Source organism: Streptomyces genisteinicus (genome assembly GCF_014489615.1).
Classification (GTDB): Bacteria; Actinomycetota; Actinomycetes; order Streptomycetales; family Streptomycetaceae; genus Streptomyces; species Streptomyces genisteinicus.
The window spans coordinates 2,745,996-2,765,000 of the sequence record NZ_CP060825.1; the positions used below are offsets into that span (position 1 = coordinate 2,745,996).

Consider the following 19,005-nt stretch of genomic DNA (forward strand, 5'->3'; position numbering starts at 1 on the left):
GGCCGCAAAAGTGCTCGCATCGCACGCGGGACCTGACCACAATCCCCGCATGGAGCCGATCACACTCACCACCGAGCGCCTTCTGCTGCGGACGTTCACGGCCGAGGACACCGAAGCCGTGTACCGGGCCTGCCAGGACCCGGACATCCGGCGCTGGACGACGGTTCCCTCCCCGTACGAGTGGCAGCACGCCGCGGAGTTCACCGAACACATGGTCCCCGACGGCTGGCGCAACAGCACGATGTGCACGTTCGCCGTGCTCCCGCGCGAGGGCGGGCCGCTGATGGCGTCCGTCGGCGTCACCCTGCGCACCTTCTCGGGCACCTGGGAGATCGGCTTCTGGACCGGCAAGGAGCACCGCGGGCGGGGTGTCATGGCGGAGGCCGTGTCCGCCGTCGCGCACTGGTCCTTCATGCGCCTGGGAGCCACCCGGCTGGAGTGGCGGGCCGAGGTGGGCAACACGGGCTCCCGCGCGGTGGCCGAGAAGGCCGGCTTCCGGGTGGAGGGCTGTCTGCGGGCCGCCCTGCTCAACAAGGACACCCTCCGCGACGCCTGGGTGGGCTCCCTGCTCCCGTCCGACCTCGGTCTGACCAGCACCCACGCCTACCTTCCGGCAGGCTCCTGACCGCGCGGACGGGCGGCCCGGCTGTCGGTGCCGGGCCCTAGGGTGCGGGGCATGACCTCTGTGCCGCCCCCCTCCGTCACCCTCTCCGCCGACGAGGCGCGTCGCATCGCACTGCGCGCCCAGGGCTTCCTCGGCGCCCCCGACCGCCGCGGCGGGGTCCGGGGCGTACTGCGCGCACTCGGCGCGGTGCAGCTCGACACCATCTCGGTGCTGGCCCGCTCCCACGAGCTGATCCCGTACGCCCGGCTCGGCGCCGTCGGCCGCCGGACGGTCGAGGACGCCTACTGGACCGAGGGCCACAGCTTCGAGTACTGGTCGCACGCGGCCTGCATCCTGCCCGTCGAGGAGTGGCCGCACTTCGCGTTCCGCCGCCGCGCCTACCGCGCCCGCCCGCACTGGCACCACGACCTCCCCGACGGGGCGTACGACGCGGTCGTGCGGCAGCTGCGCGAGGAGGGCCCGCTCACCGCCACCGAACTGGGCGGCGCGAAGAACGGCGGCGAGTGGTGGGACTGGTCGGCGTCGAAGGTCGCCGTGGAGCGCGCCCTGATGTACGGCGAGGTGGTGTGCGTCGAGCGCCGGGGCTGGAAGCGGGTCTACGACCTGGCGGAGCGTGCCGTTCCCGGCGCGGTGCTCCACGACGAGCTGGATGACACCGAGTGCCTGCGCAGGCTCGTCGGCCTCGCCGGGCAGGCGCTCGGCGTGGGCACCCGGGCGGACATCGCGGACTACCACCGCATCAAGGGCGAACAGTTCGACGCGGTGGTCGCGGACTCGGGCCTGGTGCCGGTGGCCGTCGAGGGCTGGGCGAAGCCGGCCTGGGCGGACCCCGCGGCACTGTCGTCGGTGCCGCGCGGCCGGCACCGCACCACGCTGCTCTCCCCCTTCGACTCCCTGATCTGGGAGAGGGCGCGCACGGAACGGATCTTCGGCTTCACCCACCGGCTGGAGGCCTACGTGCCGAAGCAGAAGCGGGTGCACGGGTACTTCACGATGCCGCTGCTCGCCGGGGGCCGGCTCGTCGGCCGGGTGGACCCGGCGCGCGAGGGCACCACGCTGGTGGCACGGCAGCTGTCCCTGGCGGGCCCCAAGGCCGTGGCCCCGATGGCCCAGGCACTGCGCGAGGCCGCTTCCTGGGTGGGCTGCGACACGGTGCGGGTGGAGCGGGTCGACCGCCCCGAGCTCGCCGCGGACCTGGTCAGGGCCCTCGGCTGACCGTGACCCCACCGGCCGCCCTCGCCGCTGTCCCGGCCGGCGAGGGCGCGCGGGGAGGGCTAGCGGATCTCCAGGATCTTCTCGCGCATCGCGTAGACCACGGCCTCCATCCGGGAGTGCAGCTGCAGCTTCTCCAGGATGTTGCGCACGTGGTTCTTCACCGTGTTCTCGGAGATGAAGAGCTCCTTGGCGATGTCCCGGTTGTTCATGCCGGTGGCGACCAGCTTGAGCACCTCCAGCTCGCGGTCGGTGAGCCGGGGCGCGGGCACCAGCCTGCGCTCGTCCGTGCGCTGGATCATCGACTTGAACTCGGTGAGCAGCTTGGAGGCCATCGAGGGACTGATCTGCGACTGGCCGTCCGCGACCGCGCGGATGGCGGTCGCCACCTCGTCGGTGGAGATCTCCTTGAGGAGGTAGCCGGTGGCTCCCGCCTTGATCGCGTCGTAGAGGTCGGCCTCCTCGTCGCTGATCGTCAGCATGATGATCTTCGCGCTGGGGGCGACCTCCTTGATCGACGTGCAGGCCTCGATGCCGCCCCGCTTGGGCATCCGCACGTCCATCAGCACGATGTCGGGCAGCAGGTCGGCCGCCTTGTCCACCGCCTCCGCCCCGTCGCCGGCCTCGCCGACGACCTGGATGTCCTCCTCCTGTTTGAGGACGATCTCCAGTCCTCGCCGGAAGAGCGCGTGGTCGTCCACCACGAGCACCCTGATGGGCTCCGTCCCGCGGGACCCCGTCGGCTCCTCGTCGGTGTCGACGGCGAGCGGGCGACCGGTCCGGCCCGCTTCGCCGTGCATCGGCCCGAAGCTGTCCGCCATCGTTCCTCCCCCTGAAGGCCGTGGCCCGAGATCATGTCTGGTCTGCCAACGTCAGTGCGCCGCACATCCGTTGGCCTGCCGGGTCATGCTTTCATGCCGGGGCGGCGAAAGGGTGATCCCGCGGTCGCACGATGGTGCCCCTGGGGGGCGCACGGGGCGCTCCAGGGGCACCTGGTCCCTGTTTCCGTTGCTGTTTCGGCCGGGCGGACCGGGAGGCTTCCGGGGCGCTTCGCCGGCGCGCTCCCACCGGGCGGCGGCCGGTCGTGCCCTTCGGACGGCCGTCTCTCCCCGGGGGTCAGCGGGCGGCGGCCGGTCAAGGAACCGGCCGGGGGCCGGCGCCGGGCGGAGTGCAGTGGGCTCCGGTCCGGCGACGGCCGCTTCGGGCGGGCGAGGCGGGTGTCAGCCTCCGAGCGCGCCCCCGGCGCCGCCGGCCTCGGCCCCGGCCAGCGGGTCGGTCTCCAGGTGGATGACGCCGTAGTCGTACGCGTGCCGCCGGTAGACGACACTGGGCTGCTTCGTCTCGGAGTCGACGAAGAGGTAGAAGTCGTGACCGACCAGTTCCATCTCGTAGAGCGCCTGGTCGAGCGTCATGGGGGCTGCCGTGTGCAGCTTCTCGCGGACCACCAGCGGTCCCTCGCCCTGCACTTCGAGCGAGCCCATCCTGGTGGTGGGGACGGCGTCCGTCGCCTCCTGGGCGACCGGCTTGCCGTTGGCGTTCAGTTCGGCGACGCCGGGGACGACGTCGGCCACCTCGGCCGCCGAGAGGCGTCCGTTGCCCCGCCGTGTGTGGCGCTTGTCGTGCTCCTTGCGGAGCCTTGCCTCCAGCTTCCCGGTGGCGAGGTCGAGCGCTGCGTACGGATCGGCGGCGGACGCCTCCGCGCGGATCACCGGGCCACGCGAACGCAGCGTGATCTCCACGCGGTCGGAACGGTCTGCCTGCCGCGGGTTGTGCTCCTTGGACACCTCGACGTCGAGGCTGATCACCTTGCCGTCGAGCTTCTGGATCTTGTCCAGCTTCAGCTTCTCGGCCACGTGCTTGCGGAACCGCTCGGGCACCTCGGTCTTGCGGCCCTTGACGACGATGTCCACGCAGAACTCCGTTCCCGGATCGCCCCGCCGCTGCTCGGCCGCGGAGCATCTCCCAATTTCTTGCACCAGGCCCCGACGATCACCGGGGCGCGGACTCGGTGAGTTTCACCTCCTCCTCCCCAGTCGACAAGATCTCCACCCACCCAATTCAGAGAGGTCTCTGTCCCGAATCCCTGGCCGGAAAACACGGCACTGCATTCGGTGCGGAACGCTTTCGCCATTCCTCACAACCGAACATAGTCCCAGCGGGCCGATGTCGGCACCCGCTACCCGAAGGTACCTCCGATCAGGCGTTATTGCCTCTCACTACCTGCAACGTTGCGAGTTCCCCGTCAGTTCCGGTTTATGGCCGGAGACGGCGGAGGAACCGCGACGACCGCTGCGCTCACCTGTACGAATCCCGCGAAAGCCGAACGGGCCCGACGCCGCGCGGCACTGAGTGCCCGGGCCGCCTCCGTCAACGACGCCCCCGTCGTCATCACGTCGTCCACGAGCACCGGCACCCCGTCCGAGAGCAAGCGGTCCGCTCCCGCCCGCACCCGAAGCGACCCGGACATGTTGGCCAGCCTCTCCGGAGCGCCGAGGCCCGCCTGGTCGGCCACCGGGCGCACCTGGCGGAGCACCGGCAGCACCTGGGCCGGACGCCCGGTGCGCCGCAGCGCGGCCGCGGCGGCCACCGCGATCCGCCGCCCGGCGTCGTGGCCGCGGGCCCGCACCGCGTGCGGCGCGGAGGGCACGGGGACGAGCAGCAGCGGCACCGCGCCGGAACCGGGAGCCGCCGCCCGCACCGCGCCGGCCAGGGCCCGGCCGAGGGGCTCCGCCAGCCCCAGGGACCCCCGCTCCTTGTGGGCGAGGATCACGGCCCGCACCGCGTCCCCGTACGCCGCGGCCGCGTGCACGGCCGGCAGCCCCTCCGGCTCCGGCACGGGCCGCGCACGGAGCACCGGACCGCCGTGCAGCGCCCGCGCACACCGTGCGCACAGCAGGGTGCGCCGACGGCCGCACCCCGCGCAGTCCACCGGCAGCACCAGGCCGGAGATCTCCCGCCACCATTCCCGCATGCGTCCAGGCTGACCGGTCCCCGGGGGCGGCGGCCACCCCTGTGGACAACCTTGACGGCCGGGCTCCGCGGCCCCCGCCGGGCCCGGCTCAGCCCGGATAGACCGGCGAGGTGCCGCTCTTGACCAGGGTCTGCCAGTTCGCTCCCGCGGGCAGCCGGACGATCCCGTCCTCCTGCGAGTACGCGACCAGGGGCCTGCTCTCGTCGTCCGACGCGGCGACCGACCGCACCTGGTTGAGGCCCGGCAGGATCGAGTTGGGCGCGGTGGAACCGTCCGTCTGGATGTAGCGGACCTGCTGCACCCCGCCGGACTCCTTGCCGACCACGACGAGCCGGCTGGGGCCCGCCCAGGACACCGCCGTGACGGTCTCCAGGTGCGGCGCCGCCGGGCGCAGCTCGGTGACGGTGACCGCCGGGTCGTCCTCGGGGCCGTGCCGCTCCACCCGCCCGATCTTCAGCGTGGTCGTGCCGTCCTTGGTGAGCAGCAGCGCGATGCGCACACCGTCCGCAGACACCTTCACCGCCTCGATCCGCGCGCCGTCGACCCCGGGCACGATCCGCACGTCCTGCGGGGTGCCCGTGCCGCCCGGCACCCGCATCAGCCCGGGGTCCGACGGGTTGCGGTCGGCCACCCACAGGTCGCCCCTGCCGTCCCAGCTCGGCGAGGAGAGACGGTTCTCCGCCTGCCCGCCCGAGCTGGTGACGACGGGGGTCCTGAGCTCGGAGCCGGTGAGGATGGACGCCACGTACAGCTTGCCGGCGTCCATGGAGACGGCGGCCGCCGTCTGCTCGTCGCGGGCGACGGCGACCCGGCTCATCCGCAGCCGGCCGTCGCCGAAGGGTCCGGGCACGTTGTGCGGTTCGGCGGCGTCCTTGGACCCGCTGGCGAGCAGCGCGAGCCGGTCCTCCTCGTCGACGAAGTACTGGCTGTCGAGCCGGCCCGAGCCGTGATCGGGTGCGTACTCCTCCGCCTGGCCGCTGCCGAGCACGCACAGCTGCGAGCCGTTCGCGCGCAGCAGTTCCACCTGGTCGACCCGCGCCGACGACAGGTCCTTGAGCGTGAACAGGATCTGGGCCGCCATCTTGGTGCACTGCGGGCGGCCCACCGAGGACGCCTTCTCGTTCAGCGGGACCTTGAGCCCGTTGCGCTCGTCGAACTCCAGCGAGCGGGTGCCCTTCCTGAGGGCCGTCCCGGCCGGGAAGCGGGACTCGACCACGGGCGCCAGCCAGTCCGTCGGCCCCGCGAGCAGCGCCGACACCGCCTGGGTCACCGGATCCTGGCGGGTGACCGGGTCCTGCCGCTGGCGGATGTAGACCGGGTCGGCGACCACGACGCTGCGCCCCGAGGCGAAGTAGTACTTGTTGACGGACACGTAGTTGCGCTCGAAGTCCGACGCGCCCAGCAGCAGCCCGGGCGGCAGGCTGTCGATCCGCCACTGCTTGCCGTCGGGGCCGTTCTGCTCGGACAGGTGGATGGTCCGCCGGTACTCCACAGGCGTCACCGGCTGGTAGGCGCGCTGGGAGTCGACGGTCGCTATCTGGCGTCCGTACAGGGGGTAGCTGCGGCCCGGATTGTCCCGGCCGCTGAGTATCGGCGCCCCCGGGTCCGGAGCTGCCGTCAGCACCGTGGTGCTCGCCTCCGGCTTCCACCGCTTGGACGCCTCGTCCGTGAGGTACGAGCGGGCCGTGGCGAAGTTGGAGTCGTCGCTGGTCATCGCCTCCAGGAACCCGGTGACGATCTCGTCCGGCGTCGCGCCCTTGCGCGGCTGCACGGCGTAGACCCGCACCTGGGAGTCGCCGCGCTGCGACGCCTTCACCGGATGCACGTCGCCGCTGTCGGGCATCGACGCACAGCCCGCCAGCAGCACACCGCCGCACCCGAGGAGCGCCGTGAGGCGCAGCACCCGCGCTCGGCCCCCACGACGCTCAGCGCCCACGATCCGTGCCCTCCCGCTTCGATGAGATCTGTTCCACGGGCGCGTCCGCCCGCTCCCCCGCCGACCGGGGCACCACCCGGGAGCCGTTGCCGGGCAGCGCCGCGGGATCGACCCCGACGGGCGCGCTGCCGCGCTGCTGCACGGGCAGCCGGGAGTACTCGGGCGCCGGCTGCACGGGGACGGACGTCAGCCGGTGCCCGTTCGCGGCGGGATCACCCGACGCCCGGGCACGCTCCGTGTTCTGCCGGGAGTCCTCGGGCTCCAGCGGTATCGGCGAACCCCTCAGCGGCTCGTCAGCCGTGCGCGGGAGCGTCAGCCGGAACTGGGAGCCGCCGCCCGGCTCGCCCCACGCCTGGAGCCAGCCGCCGTGCAGCCGGGCGTCCTCGACCGCGATGGACAGGCCCAGTCCGGTGCCGCCGGTGGTCCTGGCCCGTGCCGGATCGGCCCGCCAGAAGCGGCTGAACACCCGGGTCGCCTCGCCCGGCTTGAGGCCCACTCCGTAGTCCCGCACGGCGATGGCCACGGCCCCGCCCGCGACGGCCATGCGCACCACGACGTCCTTGCCGTCGCCGTGCTCCACGGCGTTGACGACGAGGTTCCGCAGGATGCGCTCCACCCGGCGGGCATCGGCCTCGGCCACCACCGGCTGCTCGTCGCCGACGACACGGATCCGGGAGCCCTTGCGCTCCGCCAGCGGCTCGGCGCCGCCGATCACCCGGCGCACCACGTTGCGCAGGTCTATCGGCTCGGCCTCCAGGGCGGCGGCGCCCGCGTCGAACCTGCTGATCTCCAGCAGGTCGGCGAGCAGGGACTCGAAACGGTCGAGCTGGTCGCCCAGCAGTTCCGCGGACCGGGCGGTCACCGGGTCGAAGTCGCTGCGGGCCTCGTGGATCACGTCGGCCGCCATGCGCACGGTGGTCAGCGGCGTCCGCAGCTCGTGGGACACGTCGGAGACGAACCGCCGCTGCATCCTCGACAGCTCCTCCAACTGCTGGATCTTGAGCTGGAGGTTCTGCGCCATCTTGTTGAACGCCTCGCCGAGCCGGGCGATGTCGTCCTCGCCGGTGACCTTCATCCGCTCCTGGAGCTTGCCCGCGGCAAGGCGTTCGGCGATGCCCGCGGCCATCCGCACCGGGGTGACGACCTGGCGCACCACCAGCCAGGCGATGGCGCCGAGCAGCACCACGACGAACAGCCCCGCCGTGGCGAGCGTGCCGCGGACCAGGGTCAGCGACTGCTCCTCCTGGGAGAGCGGGAACAGGTAGTACAGCTCGTAGGGCTTGCCCTCGATGTCGTTGAGCCGGGTGCCCAGCACCAGTCCGGGCTCGGGGTCGGAGGCGTTGTTCCAGTAGCGGATGCTCATGAACGTCTCGTACGTCCCGGTCCCCTGGCCCACGTCGTCGCGGAGGACCTGCGGGATGGACGCCGGGTCCACCAGGCCGGAGGTACGCGGCGCGCGGCCGGCACCGTCCCGCTCGGAGTCGGCGCTGAGGGCGACGACGTTGTACGAGCCCTGGCCGCCGCTCGCCAGCTGGGCCACGAGGTCGGAGCGCCACGAGTTGGCGTTCCTGGCACCCGCCGCCGATCCGTCCTGGCCGGCGGGCCCCACCGGTGCGTTGGCCAGCTCCCTGGCGACGGCGAACCCGCCGGCGGCCTGACTCTGCGCGGCTTGGCTCTTCGCGTCGAGCAGGCCGTTGCGCACCTGCCCGATCACCACGAAACCGAGCAGCAGCACCACACCGAGTGACATCAGCAGCGTGCTGGCGACCACCCGGAGCTGGATGTTCCGACGCCACAGCCGCAGGGTCGGCAGGAGCGGACGCCGCAGCCAGCGCATGACGAGCCGGGGTATCGGCGCGCCGGGGGCGCCGTCCTGGAGGAGGCGGCCGAAGCGTGCGGGCCCCCGGCCCTGTCCGGCAGCCCGCCCCGTACGGACTCCCGGACTCCCGGGCTTCGGAGCATTGCTGCCACCGGACATGTCAGCTCGGCCCCGCCTTGTAACCGACGCCCCGTACGGTCACGACGATCTCCGGTCGCTCGGGGTCCTTCTCGACCTTCGAGCGAAGGCGCTGGACGTGCACGTTCACCAGCCGCGTGTCGGCGGCGTGGCGGTAGCCCCAGACCTGCTCCAGCAGCACCTCGCGGGTGAAGACCTGCCAGGGCTTGCGGGCGAGGGCGACCAGCAGGTCGAACTCCAGCGGCGTGAGCGCTATCGACTGGCCGTCGCGCTTGACGGAATGGCCGGCGACGTCGATCACCAGGTCGCCGATGGTCAGCTGCTCGGGCGCCGGCTCCTCCGACCTCCGCAGCCGCGCCCGGATACGGGCGACCAGCTCCTTGGGCTTGAACGGCTTGACGATGTAGTCGTCGGCCCCGGACTCGAGCCCGACGACCACGTCGACGGTGTCGCTTTTGGCCGTGAGCATCACGATCGGCACGCCCGACTCGGCCCTGATCAGGCGGCACACCTCGATGCCGTCCCTGCCGGGCAGCATCAGATCGAGCAGCACAAGATCGGGCTTGGCCTCCCGGAAGGCGGCCAGCGCCTTGTCGCCGTCCGCCACGAACGACGGCTCGAAACCCTCACCACGCAGCACAATCCCGAGCATCTCGGCCAGTGCGGTGTCGTCGTCGACGACAAGGACTCGTCCCTTCATAATCGACATCATCCCATTCTCGTAACAGTGTCCGACGTGCTGGTGAGGTAGCTCACTGGCCGGTGACGATAGTCGCACCGGGCCGTTCCCGTGCGTGGTCGCCCCAGGCTCCCCCGGGCGCTCACGGGAAGCGGACGACTCCGCAGCGTCGTCGTCCGCGTCCGCCCGGCGCCTCCGCCGGCGCCCCGGGTGCCGTGGCAGGAAGCACGGCACCCGTGCCGGCGCCGTGGGCCGTCAGTCCACGATCCCGTCCCGGGCCCCGGCGCACAGCCGCGCGATGCCGTCACCGGTGACCGGTGAGATCACCCCGACCTCGGTGACGACGGCCGTCACGAGCTCGGGCGGGGTGACGTCGAACGCCGGGTTGTAGGCACGGGTCCCCAGCGGCGCCATCGGCACACCGCCGCCGCTGCCGGCATCCGCGCTCCGGGGTGCCGGCACGTCGGTGACCTCCCGGCCGGGCCTCTGCTCGACCTCGATCGACGCTCCGTCCGCCGTGGTGGGGTCCAGCGTCGTGGTGGGCGCCACCACGATGAACGGCACGTGGTGGTACCGGGCCATCACCGCGAGGGGGTAGCTGCCGACCTTGTTGGCCACCGAACCGTCCGCCGCGATCCGGTCGGCGCCGATCACCACCGCGTCGACCTCGCCCGCGGCGAACAGCGACCCCGCGGCGTTGTCCGCCAGCAGGCTGTACGCCATGCCGTTGCGCGCCGCCTCCCAGGCCGTCAGCCGTGCTCCCTGCAGCAGCGGCCTGGTCTCGTCGACCCACAGGTGCCGCAGTTCACCGGCCCGGTGCGCGGCCAGCGCCACCGCGAACGCCGTCCCTTCGCCGCCCGAGACCAGCGCACCGCTGTTGCAGTGGGTGAGGATCCGGTGTCCGCCGCCGGGCAGAAGCTCGCCGAGGAGCGCCAGCCCGTGACCGGCCATGCGCCGGCTGGCGTCGGCGTCGGCCCGGTGCAGTGCCCGGGCGGCCTCCAGCGCCTCGGCCGCAGCCTGCTCCCGCGTCCCGCCGCCCGCGAGCGCCCGGCCGTGCGCATCGGCGGCCAGCCGCACTCCGTACCGCAGGTTCACTGCGGTGGGCCGGGCGACCTCCAGCAGGCCGGCGGCCTCCACGACGTCGTAGCCCCGGGCGGCGGCGAGCGCGATGCCGTAGGCGCCCGCGATCCCGAGCAGAGGCGCACCGCGGACGGCGAGCGTCTGGATGGCGTGCACCAGCGCCGGGACGTCGGTGCACACGAGTTCTGTCTCGTGCGCCGGCAGTCGCCTCTGATCCAGAAGCACGAGCACCGGCCCTTCGGGCGGCTCCGCCCAGCGCAGCACCGGGGGCTGCGGTGGCACCGAATCGAGGGCGTCGTGTACCTGCTGATCAGCCATCCGCCCAGTCTGCCCGCCGGTGGTCCGGCAGTGAAGGCACGAACCGGATACGGGCCCCCGCCCGCAGACAGCGCGCGCGTGGCACGATGGCAGCCAACCGGCCGCCCTGCCAGGCGGACGCACACCGTGAAGGTGCCGGTCCCCCACTCCGGCCCCGTGACCCCTGCATGAGGTGGACGACCGTGAACGACTCTCCGGGCTGGGCCTCGCCCGGATCGGCTCCCTCCCCCGACGGACAGACCCCGGGCGTACCGCGCCCTGCCGAGCCCGCCGACGGTCCCTCCGCCAAGTGGTCCAAGGAGCAGCCGCCGCCGGGACAGTGGTCCGCGCCGACCGGACCGGGCCACACGCCGGGCCGGCCCGCTCCGGGCTGGAACGGGGGCCCGCCGCCGGGTGCGTGGGGACGCCCTCCTGCCGCCGCGAAGCCGGGTGTGATCCCGCTGCGCCCGCTCGGTGTCGGCGAGATCCTCGACGGAGCCGTGGCCACGCTGCGGACCCACTGGCGCACGGTCCTGGCGGTGACGATCACCGTCTCGGTCATCACCCAGATCGCCAGCATCCTCGTCGAGCGCTACCTCCTTCCCGAGCCGCCCGTCGTCGATCCCGACGCGACTCCCGAGGAAGCCCTCGAACAGTCGCTGGCCTCCCTGCAGAACAGCATGATCGCCATGGGCCCGGCGCTGCTCATCACGCTGATCGGCACCCTGCTCACGACGGCCGTCCTCACGGTCGTGATCAGCCGTTCCGTCCTGGGGCGCTCCGTGACACTGCCCGAAGCCTGGCGTGAGGCCCGGCCGCGGCTGCCCCACCTGCTGGGCCTGACCTTCCTGCTGCCCCTCGGCAGCGCGGCGATCATGACCGTCGGCATCCTGCCCGGCCTGCTCATCGGAGGTGCCGGTGTGCTCCTCTCCGTCCTCGGGGGGCTCGGCGCGATCGTGGTCATCGTCTGGCTGATGATCCGCTTCGCGCTCGCCCCGCCGGCGCTGGTGCTGGAACGCCAGGGCGTGATCGCGTCCCTCAAGCGCTCGGCCAAGCTGGTGCAGGGCACCTGGTGGCGCATCTTCGGCATCACCGCGCTGACGGTGCTCATCTCGTTCCTGGTGAGCATGGTCATCGGGATTCCGTTCGCGATCATGGGCTTCGCCGTGGACGGCGTCTCTCTCGGCGACTTCCTCGACGGCGGCGAGTCCCCGATCGGCTGGCCCTTCCTGATCATCACCGGCATCGGCGCGGTGATCGCCTCCTCGATCACGTACCCGATCTCGGCGGGTGTGACGGCGCTGCTCTACGTCGACCAGCGCATCCGGCGCGAGGCCCTCGACCTCGAACTCGCCCGCGCGGCAGGGGTCCCCGGCTACGGCACCGAGCCGCCCGGCCCGGTCTCCACCGGGGGCTGATGCGGTGTCCGGCGCGGGGGGCGGGACGACGGCGGACCTGTCGTTCCCGGCGAGGGACGACATACCGGTGGACATCTCGCGTGTCCCCGCCCGGGAGGCGGCGGAACGCGAGTTGTCCGACCCGGTGTACGGCGAAAACGAACCGAACCTGCTCCAGCGGGCTCTCGACGACTTCCTGGACTGGGTCGGGGGCGTCTTCGACGGATGGTCGGGCAGCGGGCCGGGCGGCACCGTCGGGCTGATGGTGGTCCTGCTCCTGGCGGCCGCCCTGATAGGCGGCCTGTGGTGGCGGCTCGGCACACCGCGCCGCTCGGCCTCCACAGCGGACTCCCTCTTCTCCGACGGTCCGCGCAGCGCCGCGGAACACCGCAGCAGGGCGGAGAGCCACGCGGCGGCGGGCCGCTGGAATGAGGCCGTACAGGAACGGATGCGTGCCATCGTCCGCGCTCTGGAGGAGCGTGCGCTGCTGACACCGCGTCCCGGCCGCACCGCCGACGAGGCCGCCGCCGACGCCGGACGCTCCCTCCCCTCCCACGCCGGCGAACTGCGGGCGGCGGCCCGTTCCTTCGACGACGTCACGTACGGCGGTCGCACGGGCGACCAGGACATGTACGAGCGCATCCGCCGTCTCGACGCGGCCGTCGAGTCCGCCGAGCCGCTCCTCGCGGACACCTCCGGAGGCGCCTCGTGACCGGTACCTCCGCCACCTCCCTGTCCCTCTCCGGCCACCAGCTCTGGAGACGCACCCGGGGTCTGCTCCTCGCCGTCCTGCTGCTCGTCATCGCGGGCATCACCATGGCCGCTCTGCGGTCCGGGGACCACCGCGGAGCCCTGGATCCCCGGTCCGCCGACCCCGTGGGCAGCCGCGCGGTCGCCGAACTGCTCACCGCACAGGGGGTGTCGGTACGGGTCACCACCACGGTGGGCGATGCCTCGGCAGCCGTCGGCGAGGACGTCACGCTCCTGGTCACCGATCCGGATCTCCTGACCACCTCCCAGCAGCGCACGCTCGCCGCGGCGACGGCCTCGTCCGGTGGCCGCACCGTGCTGCTCGCACCCGGGCTTCCGTCTCTCGGCATCCTGGCGCCCGGGGTGACCGCGGAGACCGCCGCACGGGTCTCGGCCCGTGCCCCGGGGTGCGCCTACCCTCCTGCCGTACGGGCGGGAGACGCCCTCCTCGGTGGTGAGCGCTACCGCACGGCCGCGCCCGGTGCCGACGAGTGCTACGACGCCGACGGCCTCCCCACGCTGCTCAGGACGGACTCCCCCGGCGGTGGCGACACCGTCCTGCTCGGCGCTTCCGATCTGCTGCACAACGAACATCTCGACGAACACGGCAATGCCTCCCTGGCTCTGCAACTCCTCGGATCCAGGCCCGAACTGGTCTGGTACATGCCGTCCCTCGACGACCCCGCCGCATCCGGCGCGGACGGAGAGGCCCCGGGTCCGGAGTCCGGAGGCGAGCGGTCGTTCCTCGATCTGATCCCCTCCGGCTGGCTGTGGGGGACGCTGCAGCTCGCCATCGCGGCCGTCCTCGCCGCCGTCTGGCGCGCTCGGCGTCTCGGCCCCCTCGTCACGGAGCGGCTGCCGGTCGCCGTCCGCGCGTCCGAGGCCACCGAAGGCCGCGCCCGCCTATACCACAAGACGAACGCCCGCGACCGGGCCGCATCGTCCCTGCGCTCCGCGGCACGCGCCCGGATCGCCCCACAGCTGGGTGTGTCCCTGTCCGGCGCCCACACGCCGGCCGTCCTCCTCCCTGCCGTCTCCGCCCGACTGGACCGTCCCGAACGGGACGTCCACGACCTGCTGTTCGGCCCCACGCCGGCCGACGACACCGCCCTCGTCCTGCTGGCCGACCACCTCGACGCCCTCGAAAGAGAGGTACGCACCGCATGAGCGCCCCGACCCCTGAGACCGCCGATCACCCGGACCGTGCCAGGGCCTCTCTCGAAGCCCTGCGAGCCGAGATCGCGAAGGCCGTGGTCGGCCAGGACCCCGCAGTGACGGGTCTCGTCGTCGCGCTCCTCTGCCGGGGTCACGTCCTGCTGGAAGGCGTCCCGGGTGTCGCCAAGACCCTCCTGGTCCGCGCGCTCGCCGCATCCCTCGAACTCGACACGAAGCGCGTCCAGTTCACTCCGGACCTCATGCCCAGCGATGTCACCGGGTCCCTGGTCTACGACACCCACACCTCGGAGTTCTCCTTCCAGCAGGGTCCGGTCTTCACCAACCTCCTTCTCGCCGACGAGATCAACCGCACTCCTCCCAAGACCCAGTCGTCGCTCCTCGAAGCGATGGAGGAGCGTCAGGTCACCGTCGACGGCACCGCACGTCGCCTGCCGGAGCCCTTCCTGGTGGCGGCGACGCAGAACCCCGTCGAGTACGAGGGCACTTACCCGCTCCCCGAGGCTCAGCTGGACCGATTCCTCCTCAAGCTGACGGTGCCCCTCCCCACCCGCGACGACGAGATCAGCGTCCTGACCCGCCACGCCGCCGGATTCGACCCGCGCGACCTCACGGCTGCGGGGGTGCGTCCCGTGGCCGGCCCCGAAGACCTGGAAGCCGCCAGGAACGCCGTCGCCAAGACCTCGGTGTCGGCCGAGATCGCCGGCTACGTCGTCGACGTCTGCCGGGCCACACGTGAGTCCCCGTCACTCTCTCTGGGCGTCTCGCCGCGCGGTGCGACCGCCCTGCTCTCCACCGCCCGCGCCTGGGCCTGGCTCACCGGTCGTGACTACGTCATCCCCGACGATGTGAAAGCCCTCGCGCTCCCCACTCTGCGCCACCGGATCCAGCTCCGGCCGGAAGCGGAGATGGAAGGAGTCACTCCCGACTCCGTCATCACCGCGATCCTCGCCCACGTCCCGGTCCCCCGCTGAGGCACTGATGGCCCTCACTGGACGGACTGCGCTGCTCGCCGCCCTCGGCTCACTCCCCGTAGGCATCCTCGCCCCCAGCTGGACGGGGATGCTCGCTGTCAACGCGCCCCTCTCACTGGCAATCCTGTGCGACTACGCACTCGCCGCGCCAGTGCGCACGCTGCGTTTCACCCGTTCCGGTGACACATCAGTTCGACTCGGTGACGCGGCTCAGGTGCATCTCGCGGTCACCAACCCCTCGTCCCGTCCATTGCGTGCCGATCTCCGGGACGCCTGGCCGCCGAGCAGCTGGCCTGCGGAGGCGCCCCCGGAGGCGTCACGCCACCGGGTGCGCGTCCCTGCCGGGGAGCGGCGCCGCGTGACGACCCTGCTGCGCCCCAGCCGCCGGGGGGACCGTCACTCCGCCCAGGTCACGGTCCGGTCCTACGGCCCGCTGGGCCTGGCCGCGCGACAGGGCGGCCACAGGATTCCCTGGACGGTGCGGGTGCTGCCGGCGTTCGAGAGCCGCAAGCACCTTCCGTCACGGCTGGCCCGTCTCCGTGAACTCGACGGGCGGACGAGCGTCCTCGTCCGGGGACAGGGGACGGAGTTCGACAGCCTCAGGGACTACGTGCCCGGTGACGACACGCGCTCCATCGACTGGCGAGCGACCGCCCGCAGGAGTGCCGTCGCGGTCCGTACCTGGCGGCCCGAGCGGGACCGCCACATCCTTCTGGTCCTGGACACCGGCCGCACCGCGGCGGGCCGTGTCGGGGACGTACCGCGCCTCGACGCCTCCATGGACGCCGCGCTGCTTCTCGCGGCCCTGGCATCGCGTGCGGGTGACCGCGTCGGTCTGCTGGCCTACGACCGGCGCGTGCGGGCCCGCGTACAGGCGCGGGCCGCCGGAGACGTGCTCCCTGCGATGGTCGGCGCCATGGCTCCGCTCGAGGCCGAACTGGTCGAGACGGATGCGCGGGGACTGAGCGCGGCCGCTCTGGGCAGCGCGCCGCGGGGTTCCTTGATCGTGCTGCTCACCGGCCTGGACGCGTCTTCCGTCGAGGACGGTCTGCTGCCGGTGCTTCCCCAGCTCACCCGGCGCCACACCGTGGTCGTCGCCTCGGTCGCCGATCCCCACGTCGAGCGGATGACAAGGTCCCGGGGCAGCGCGCAGAGCGTCTACGAGGCCGCCGCGGGGACGCAGGCGCACCACCAGCGGCAGCGGACCGCGGAGCTGCTTCGGCGGCACGGTGTCACCGTCGTCGACGCCACCCCGGAGACGTTCGCGCCGGCGGTGGCGGATGCCTATCTCGCTCTCAAGGCGGCCGGCCGGCTCTGAGCTCCGAACACGCTGTCCGGTCACCGTGCGAGACAGGTGACCGGACCGCAGGTCGTCCCGTGCCTCTCCTTGCCCGGCCTTCATGCCCCGCGCGTCAGGCATGTGTCCGTCCGGGATGCGCGGGATTCGGCGGTGAACGCAGAAAAGCCCCGGAACAAGGTTCCGGGGCTTCCCCACAATGATTGTTCGGCGGCGTCCTACTCTCCCACAGGGTCCCCCCTGCAGTACCATCGGCGCTGAAAGGCTTAGCTTCCGGGTTCGGAATGTAACCGGGCGTTTCCCTAACGCTATGACCACCGAAACACTATGAAGATGTCGAACTACCAGCCGGCAAAGGCGAGTTCGTTACTTCAGAACTAACACAGTGGACGCGAGCAACTGAGGACAAGCCCTCGGCCTATTAGTACCGGTCAACTCCACCAGTTACCTGGCTTCCATATCCGGCCTATCAACCCAGTCGTCTACTGGGAGCCTTACCCTCTCAAGGAGGTGGGAGTCCTCATCTCGAAGCAGGCTTCCCGCTTAGATGCTTTCAGCGGTTATCCTTTCCGAACGTAGCCAACCAGCCATGCCCTTGGCAGGACAACTGGCACACCAGAGGTTCGTCCGTCCCGGTCCTCTCGTACTAGGGACAGCCCTTCTCAAGACTCCTACGCGCACAGCGGATAGGGACCGAACTGTCTCACGACGTTCTAAACCCAGCTCGCGTACCGCTTTAATGGGCGAACAGCCCAACCCTTGGGACCGACTCCAGCCCCAGGATGCGACGAGCCGACATCGAGGTGCCAAACCATCCCGTCGATATGGACTCTTGGGGAAGATCAGCCTGTTATCCCCGGGGTACCTTTTATCCGTTGAGCGACGGCGCTTCCACAAGCCACCGCCGGATCACTAGTCCCGACTTTCGTCCCTGCTCGACCCGTCGGTCTCACAGTCAAGCTCCCTTGTGCACTTACACTCAACACCTGATTGCCAACCAGGCTGAGGGAACCTTTGGGCGCCTCCGTTACCCTTTGGGAGGCAACCGCCCCAGTTAAACTACCCATCAGACACTGTCCCTGATCCGGATCACGGACCCAGGTTAGACATCCAGCACGACCAGAGTGGTATTTCAACGACGACTCCACAACCACTGGCGTGGCCGCTTCAAAGTCTCCCACCTATCCTACACAAGCCGAACCGAACACCAATATCAAACTGTAGTAAAGGTCCCGGGGTCTTTCCGTCCTGCTGCGCGAAACGAGCATCTTTACTCGTAGTGCAATTTCACCGGGCCTATGGTTGAGACAGTCGAGAAGTCGTTACGCCATTCGTGCAGGTCGGAACTTACCCGACAAGGAATTTCGCTACCTTAGGATGGTTATAGTTACCACCGCCGTTTACTGGCGCTTAAGTTCTCAGCTTCGCCCGGACGAATCCAAGCTAACCGGTCCCCTTAACGTTCCAGCACCGGGCAGGCGTCAGTCCGTATACATCGCCTTACGGCTTCGCACGGACCTGTGTTTTTAGTAAACAGTCGCTTCTCGCTGGTCTCTGCGGCCACCCCCAGCTCAGAGTGCAAAACTCATCACCAGGAATGGCCCCCCTTCTCCCGAAGTTACGGGGGCATTTTGCCGAGTTCCTTAACCATAGTTCACCCGAACGCCTCGGTATTCTCTACCTGACCACCTGAGTCGGTTTAGGGTACGGGCCGCCATGAAACTCGCTAGAGGCTTTTCTCGACAGCATAGGATCATCCACTTCACCACAATCGGCTCGGCATCAGGTCTCAGCCTTAATGTGTGACGGATTTGCCTATCACACGGCCTACACCCTTACCCCGGGACAACCACCGCCCGGGCTGGACTACCTTCCTGCGTCACCCCATCGCTTACCTACTACCACCTTGGGTCAGCGGCTCCACCACTCCGACCTCGTCCGAAGACTCAGCCGGCGGCTTCACGGCCTTAGCATTAATGGGCTCGATATTGGGCGTTTCAAAGCGGGTACCGGAATATCAACCGGTTGTCCATCGACTACGCCTGTCGGCCTCGCCTTAGGTCCCGACTTACCCTGGGCAGATCAGCTTGACCCAGGAACCCTTAGTCAATCGGCGCACACGTTTCTCACGTGTGTATCGCTACTCATGCCTGCATTCTCACTCGTGAACCGTCCACAACTCGCTTCCGCGGCTGCTTCACCCGGCACACGACGCTCCCCTACCCATCACAGCACCCGTTGGGGCTATACGCTGCAATGACACGACTTCGGCGGTACGCTTGAGCCCCGCTACATTGTCGGCGCGGAATCACTTGACCAGTGAGCTATTACGCACTCTTTCAAGGGTGGCTGCTTCTAAGCCAACCTCCTGGTTGTCTCTGCGACTCCACATCCTTTCCCACTTAGCGTACGCTTAGGGGCCTTAGTCGATGCTCTGGGCTGTTTCCCTCTCGACCATGGAGCTTATCCCCCACAGTCTCACTGCCGCGCTCTCACTTACCGGCATTCGGAGTTTGGCTAAGGTCAGTAACCCGGTAGGGCCCATCGCCTATCCAGTGCTCTACCTCCGGCAAGAAACACACGACGCTGCACCTAAATGCATTTCGGGGAGAACCAGCTATCACGGAGTTTGATTGGCCTTTCACCCCTAACCACAG

General features: G+C 70.6%; 14 protein-coding genes and 2 rRNA genes (1 of these 16 cut by a window edge). 7 read left to right on the forward strand and 9 right to left on the reverse strand.

The window, feature by feature from the left end; all coding sequences use genetic code 11:
• Positions 1-49: 49 nt before the first annotated feature.
• Together IAG43_RS11970 and IAG43_RS11975 are read left to right on the forward strand one after the other, a co-directional pair.
• Positions 50-625 carry a GNAT family N-acetyltransferase gene (locus tag IAG43_RS11970; RefSeq protein ID WP_187740735.1) on the forward strand — a complete coding sequence of 192 codons (576 nt, stop codon included), beginning with the start codon at positions 50-52 and terminating at the stop codon, positions 623-625.
• A gap of 51 nt (positions 626-676) precedes the next feature.
• Positions 677-1,840, forward strand: coding sequence for a winged helix-turn-helix domain-containing protein (locus IAG43_RS11975; RefSeq protein ID WP_187740736.1), 1,164 nt, complete (start codon positions 677-679; stop codon positions 1,838-1,840).
• A gap of 59 nt (positions 1,841-1,899) precedes the next feature.
• Here the strand turns inward: IAG43_RS11975 and IAG43_RS11980 are convergent, their stop codons facing one another.
• The 7 genes from IAG43_RS11980 to mtnA form a co-directional block, all read right to left on the reverse strand.
• Positions 1,900-2,658: a response regulator gene (locus IAG43_RS11980; RefSeq protein WP_187740737.1), complete on the reverse strand. Its 759-nt coding sequence runs from the start codon at positions 2,656-2,658 to the stop codon at positions 1,900-1,902.
• 399 nt (positions 2,659-3,057) lie between these two features.
• Positions 3,058-3,747, reverse strand: coding sequence for a ribosome hibernation-promoting factor, HPF/YfiA family (gene hpf, locus IAG43_RS11985; RefSeq protein WP_187740738.1), 690 nt, complete (start codon positions 3,745-3,747; stop codon positions 3,058-3,060).
• A gap of 332 nt (positions 3,748-4,079) precedes the next feature.
• Complete coding sequence (locus IAG43_RS11990) at positions 4,080-4,808, reverse strand: ComF family protein (protein WP_187740739.1); 729 nt, start codon at positions 4,806-4,808, stop codon at positions 4,080-4,082.
• Positions 4,809-4,896: 88 nt separating this feature from the next.
• On the reverse strand, positions 4,897-6,711 hold the full coding sequence (locus tag IAG43_RS11995; RefSeq protein WP_187740740.1) for an LpqB family beta-propeller domain-containing protein: 1,815 nt from the start codon (positions 6,709-6,711) through the stop codon (positions 4,897-4,899).
• 22 nt (positions 6,712-6,733) lie between these two features.
• Positions 6,734-8,722: an MtrAB system histidine kinase MtrB gene (mtrB, locus tag IAG43_RS12000; protein ID WP_187740741.1), complete on the reverse strand. Its 1,989-nt coding sequence runs from the start codon at positions 8,720-8,722 to the stop codon at positions 6,734-6,736.
• Position 8,723: 1 nt separating this feature from the next.
• Positions 8,724-9,413: a two-component system response regulator MtrA gene (gene mtrA, locus IAG43_RS12005; RefSeq protein ID WP_187740742.1), complete on the reverse strand. Its 690-nt coding sequence runs from the start codon at positions 9,411-9,413 to the stop codon at positions 8,724-8,726.
• Between the two features lie 222 nt (positions 9,414-9,635).
• Entirely contained in the window at positions 9,636-10,778 is a 1,143-nt protein-coding gene (gene mtnA, locus IAG43_RS12010) for an S-methyl-5-thioribose-1-phosphate isomerase (protein WP_187740743.1), read from the reverse strand.
• Positions 10,779-10,960: 182 nt separating this feature from the next.
• On the opposite strand from mtnA, the gene IAG43_RS12015 reads away from it, so the two are divergent.
• The 5 genes from IAG43_RS12015 to IAG43_RS12035 are packed head-to-tail and all read left to right on the forward strand — an operon-like array spanning position 10,961 to position 16,369.
• Entirely contained in the window at positions 10,961-12,175 is a 1,215-nt protein-coding gene (locus IAG43_RS12015) for a DUF7847 domain-containing protein (RefSeq protein WP_187740744.1), read from the forward strand.
• A gap of 4 nt (positions 12,176-12,179) precedes the next feature.
• Positions 12,180-12,866, forward strand: a complete 687-nt coding sequence (locus tag IAG43_RS12020) for a DUF4129 domain-containing protein (protein WP_187740745.1) — start codon at positions 12,180-12,182, stop codon at positions 12,864-12,866.
• On the forward strand, positions 12,863-14,071 hold the full coding sequence (locus IAG43_RS12025; protein WP_187740746.1) for a DUF4350 domain-containing protein: 1,209 nt from the start codon (positions 12,863-12,865) through the stop codon (positions 14,069-14,071). The genes IAG43_RS12020 and IAG43_RS12025 overlap by 4 nt, the downstream gene beginning before the upstream one ends.
• Positions 14,068-15,051: an AAA family ATPase gene (locus tag IAG43_RS12030; RefSeq protein ID WP_187740747.1), complete on the forward strand. Its 984-nt coding sequence runs from the start codon at positions 14,068-14,070 to the stop codon at positions 15,049-15,051. Before IAG43_RS12025 ends, IAG43_RS12030 begins: the two co-directional genes overlap by 4 nt.
• Positions 15,052-15,058: 7 nt before the next feature.
• Complete coding sequence (locus IAG43_RS12035; protein ID WP_187740748.1) at positions 15,059-16,369, forward strand: DUF58 domain-containing protein; 1,311 nt, start codon at positions 15,059-15,061, stop codon at positions 16,367-16,369.
• Between the two features lie 184 nt (positions 16,370-16,553).
• Here the strand turns inward: IAG43_RS12035 and rrf are convergent.
• Positions 16,554-16,670 (reverse strand): 5S ribosomal RNA (rrf, locus tag IAG43_RS12040).
• Positions 16,671-16,749: 79 nt separating this feature from the next.
• Positions 16,750-19,005: ribosomal RNA gene (locus tag IAG43_RS12045) — 23S ribosomal RNA — on the reverse strand; it runs 870 nt beyond the window's last position.

Coding starts and splice junctions, on each gene's coding strand:
- IAG43_RS11975 (WP_187740736.1), top strand. CDS start 677: ATGACCTCTGTGCCGCCCCCCTCCGTCACCCTCTCCGCCGACGAGGCG.
- IAG43_RS12035 (WP_187740748.1), top strand. CDS start 15,059: ATGGCCCTCACTGGACGGACTGCGCTGCTCGCCGCCCTCGGCTCACTC.
- IAG43_RS11980 (WP_187740737.1), bottom strand. CDS start 2,658: ATGGCGGACAGCTTCGGGCCGATGCACGGCGAAGCGGGCCGGACCGGT.
- mtrB (WP_187740741.1), bottom strand. CDS start 8,722: ATGTCCGGTGGCAGCAATGCTCCGAAGCCCGGGAGTCCGGGAGTCCGT.
- IAG43_RS11970 (WP_187740735.1), top strand. CDS start 50: ATGGAGCCGATCACACTCACCACCGAGCGCCTTCTGCTGCGGACGTTC.
- IAG43_RS12030 (WP_187740747.1), top strand. CDS start 14,068: ATGAGCGCCCCGACCCCTGAGACCGCCGATCACCCGGACCGTGCCAGG.
- IAG43_RS11990 (WP_187740739.1), bottom strand. CDS start 4,808: ATGCGGGAATGGTGGCGGGAGATCTCCGGCCTGGTGCTGCCGGTGGAC.
- mtnA (WP_187740743.1), bottom strand. CDS start 10,778: ATGGCTGATCAGCAGGTACACGACGCCCTCGATTCGGTGCCACCGCAG.
- mtrA (WP_187740742.1), bottom strand. CDS start 9,413: ATGATGTCGATTATGAAGGGACGAGTCCTTGTCGTCGACGACGACACC.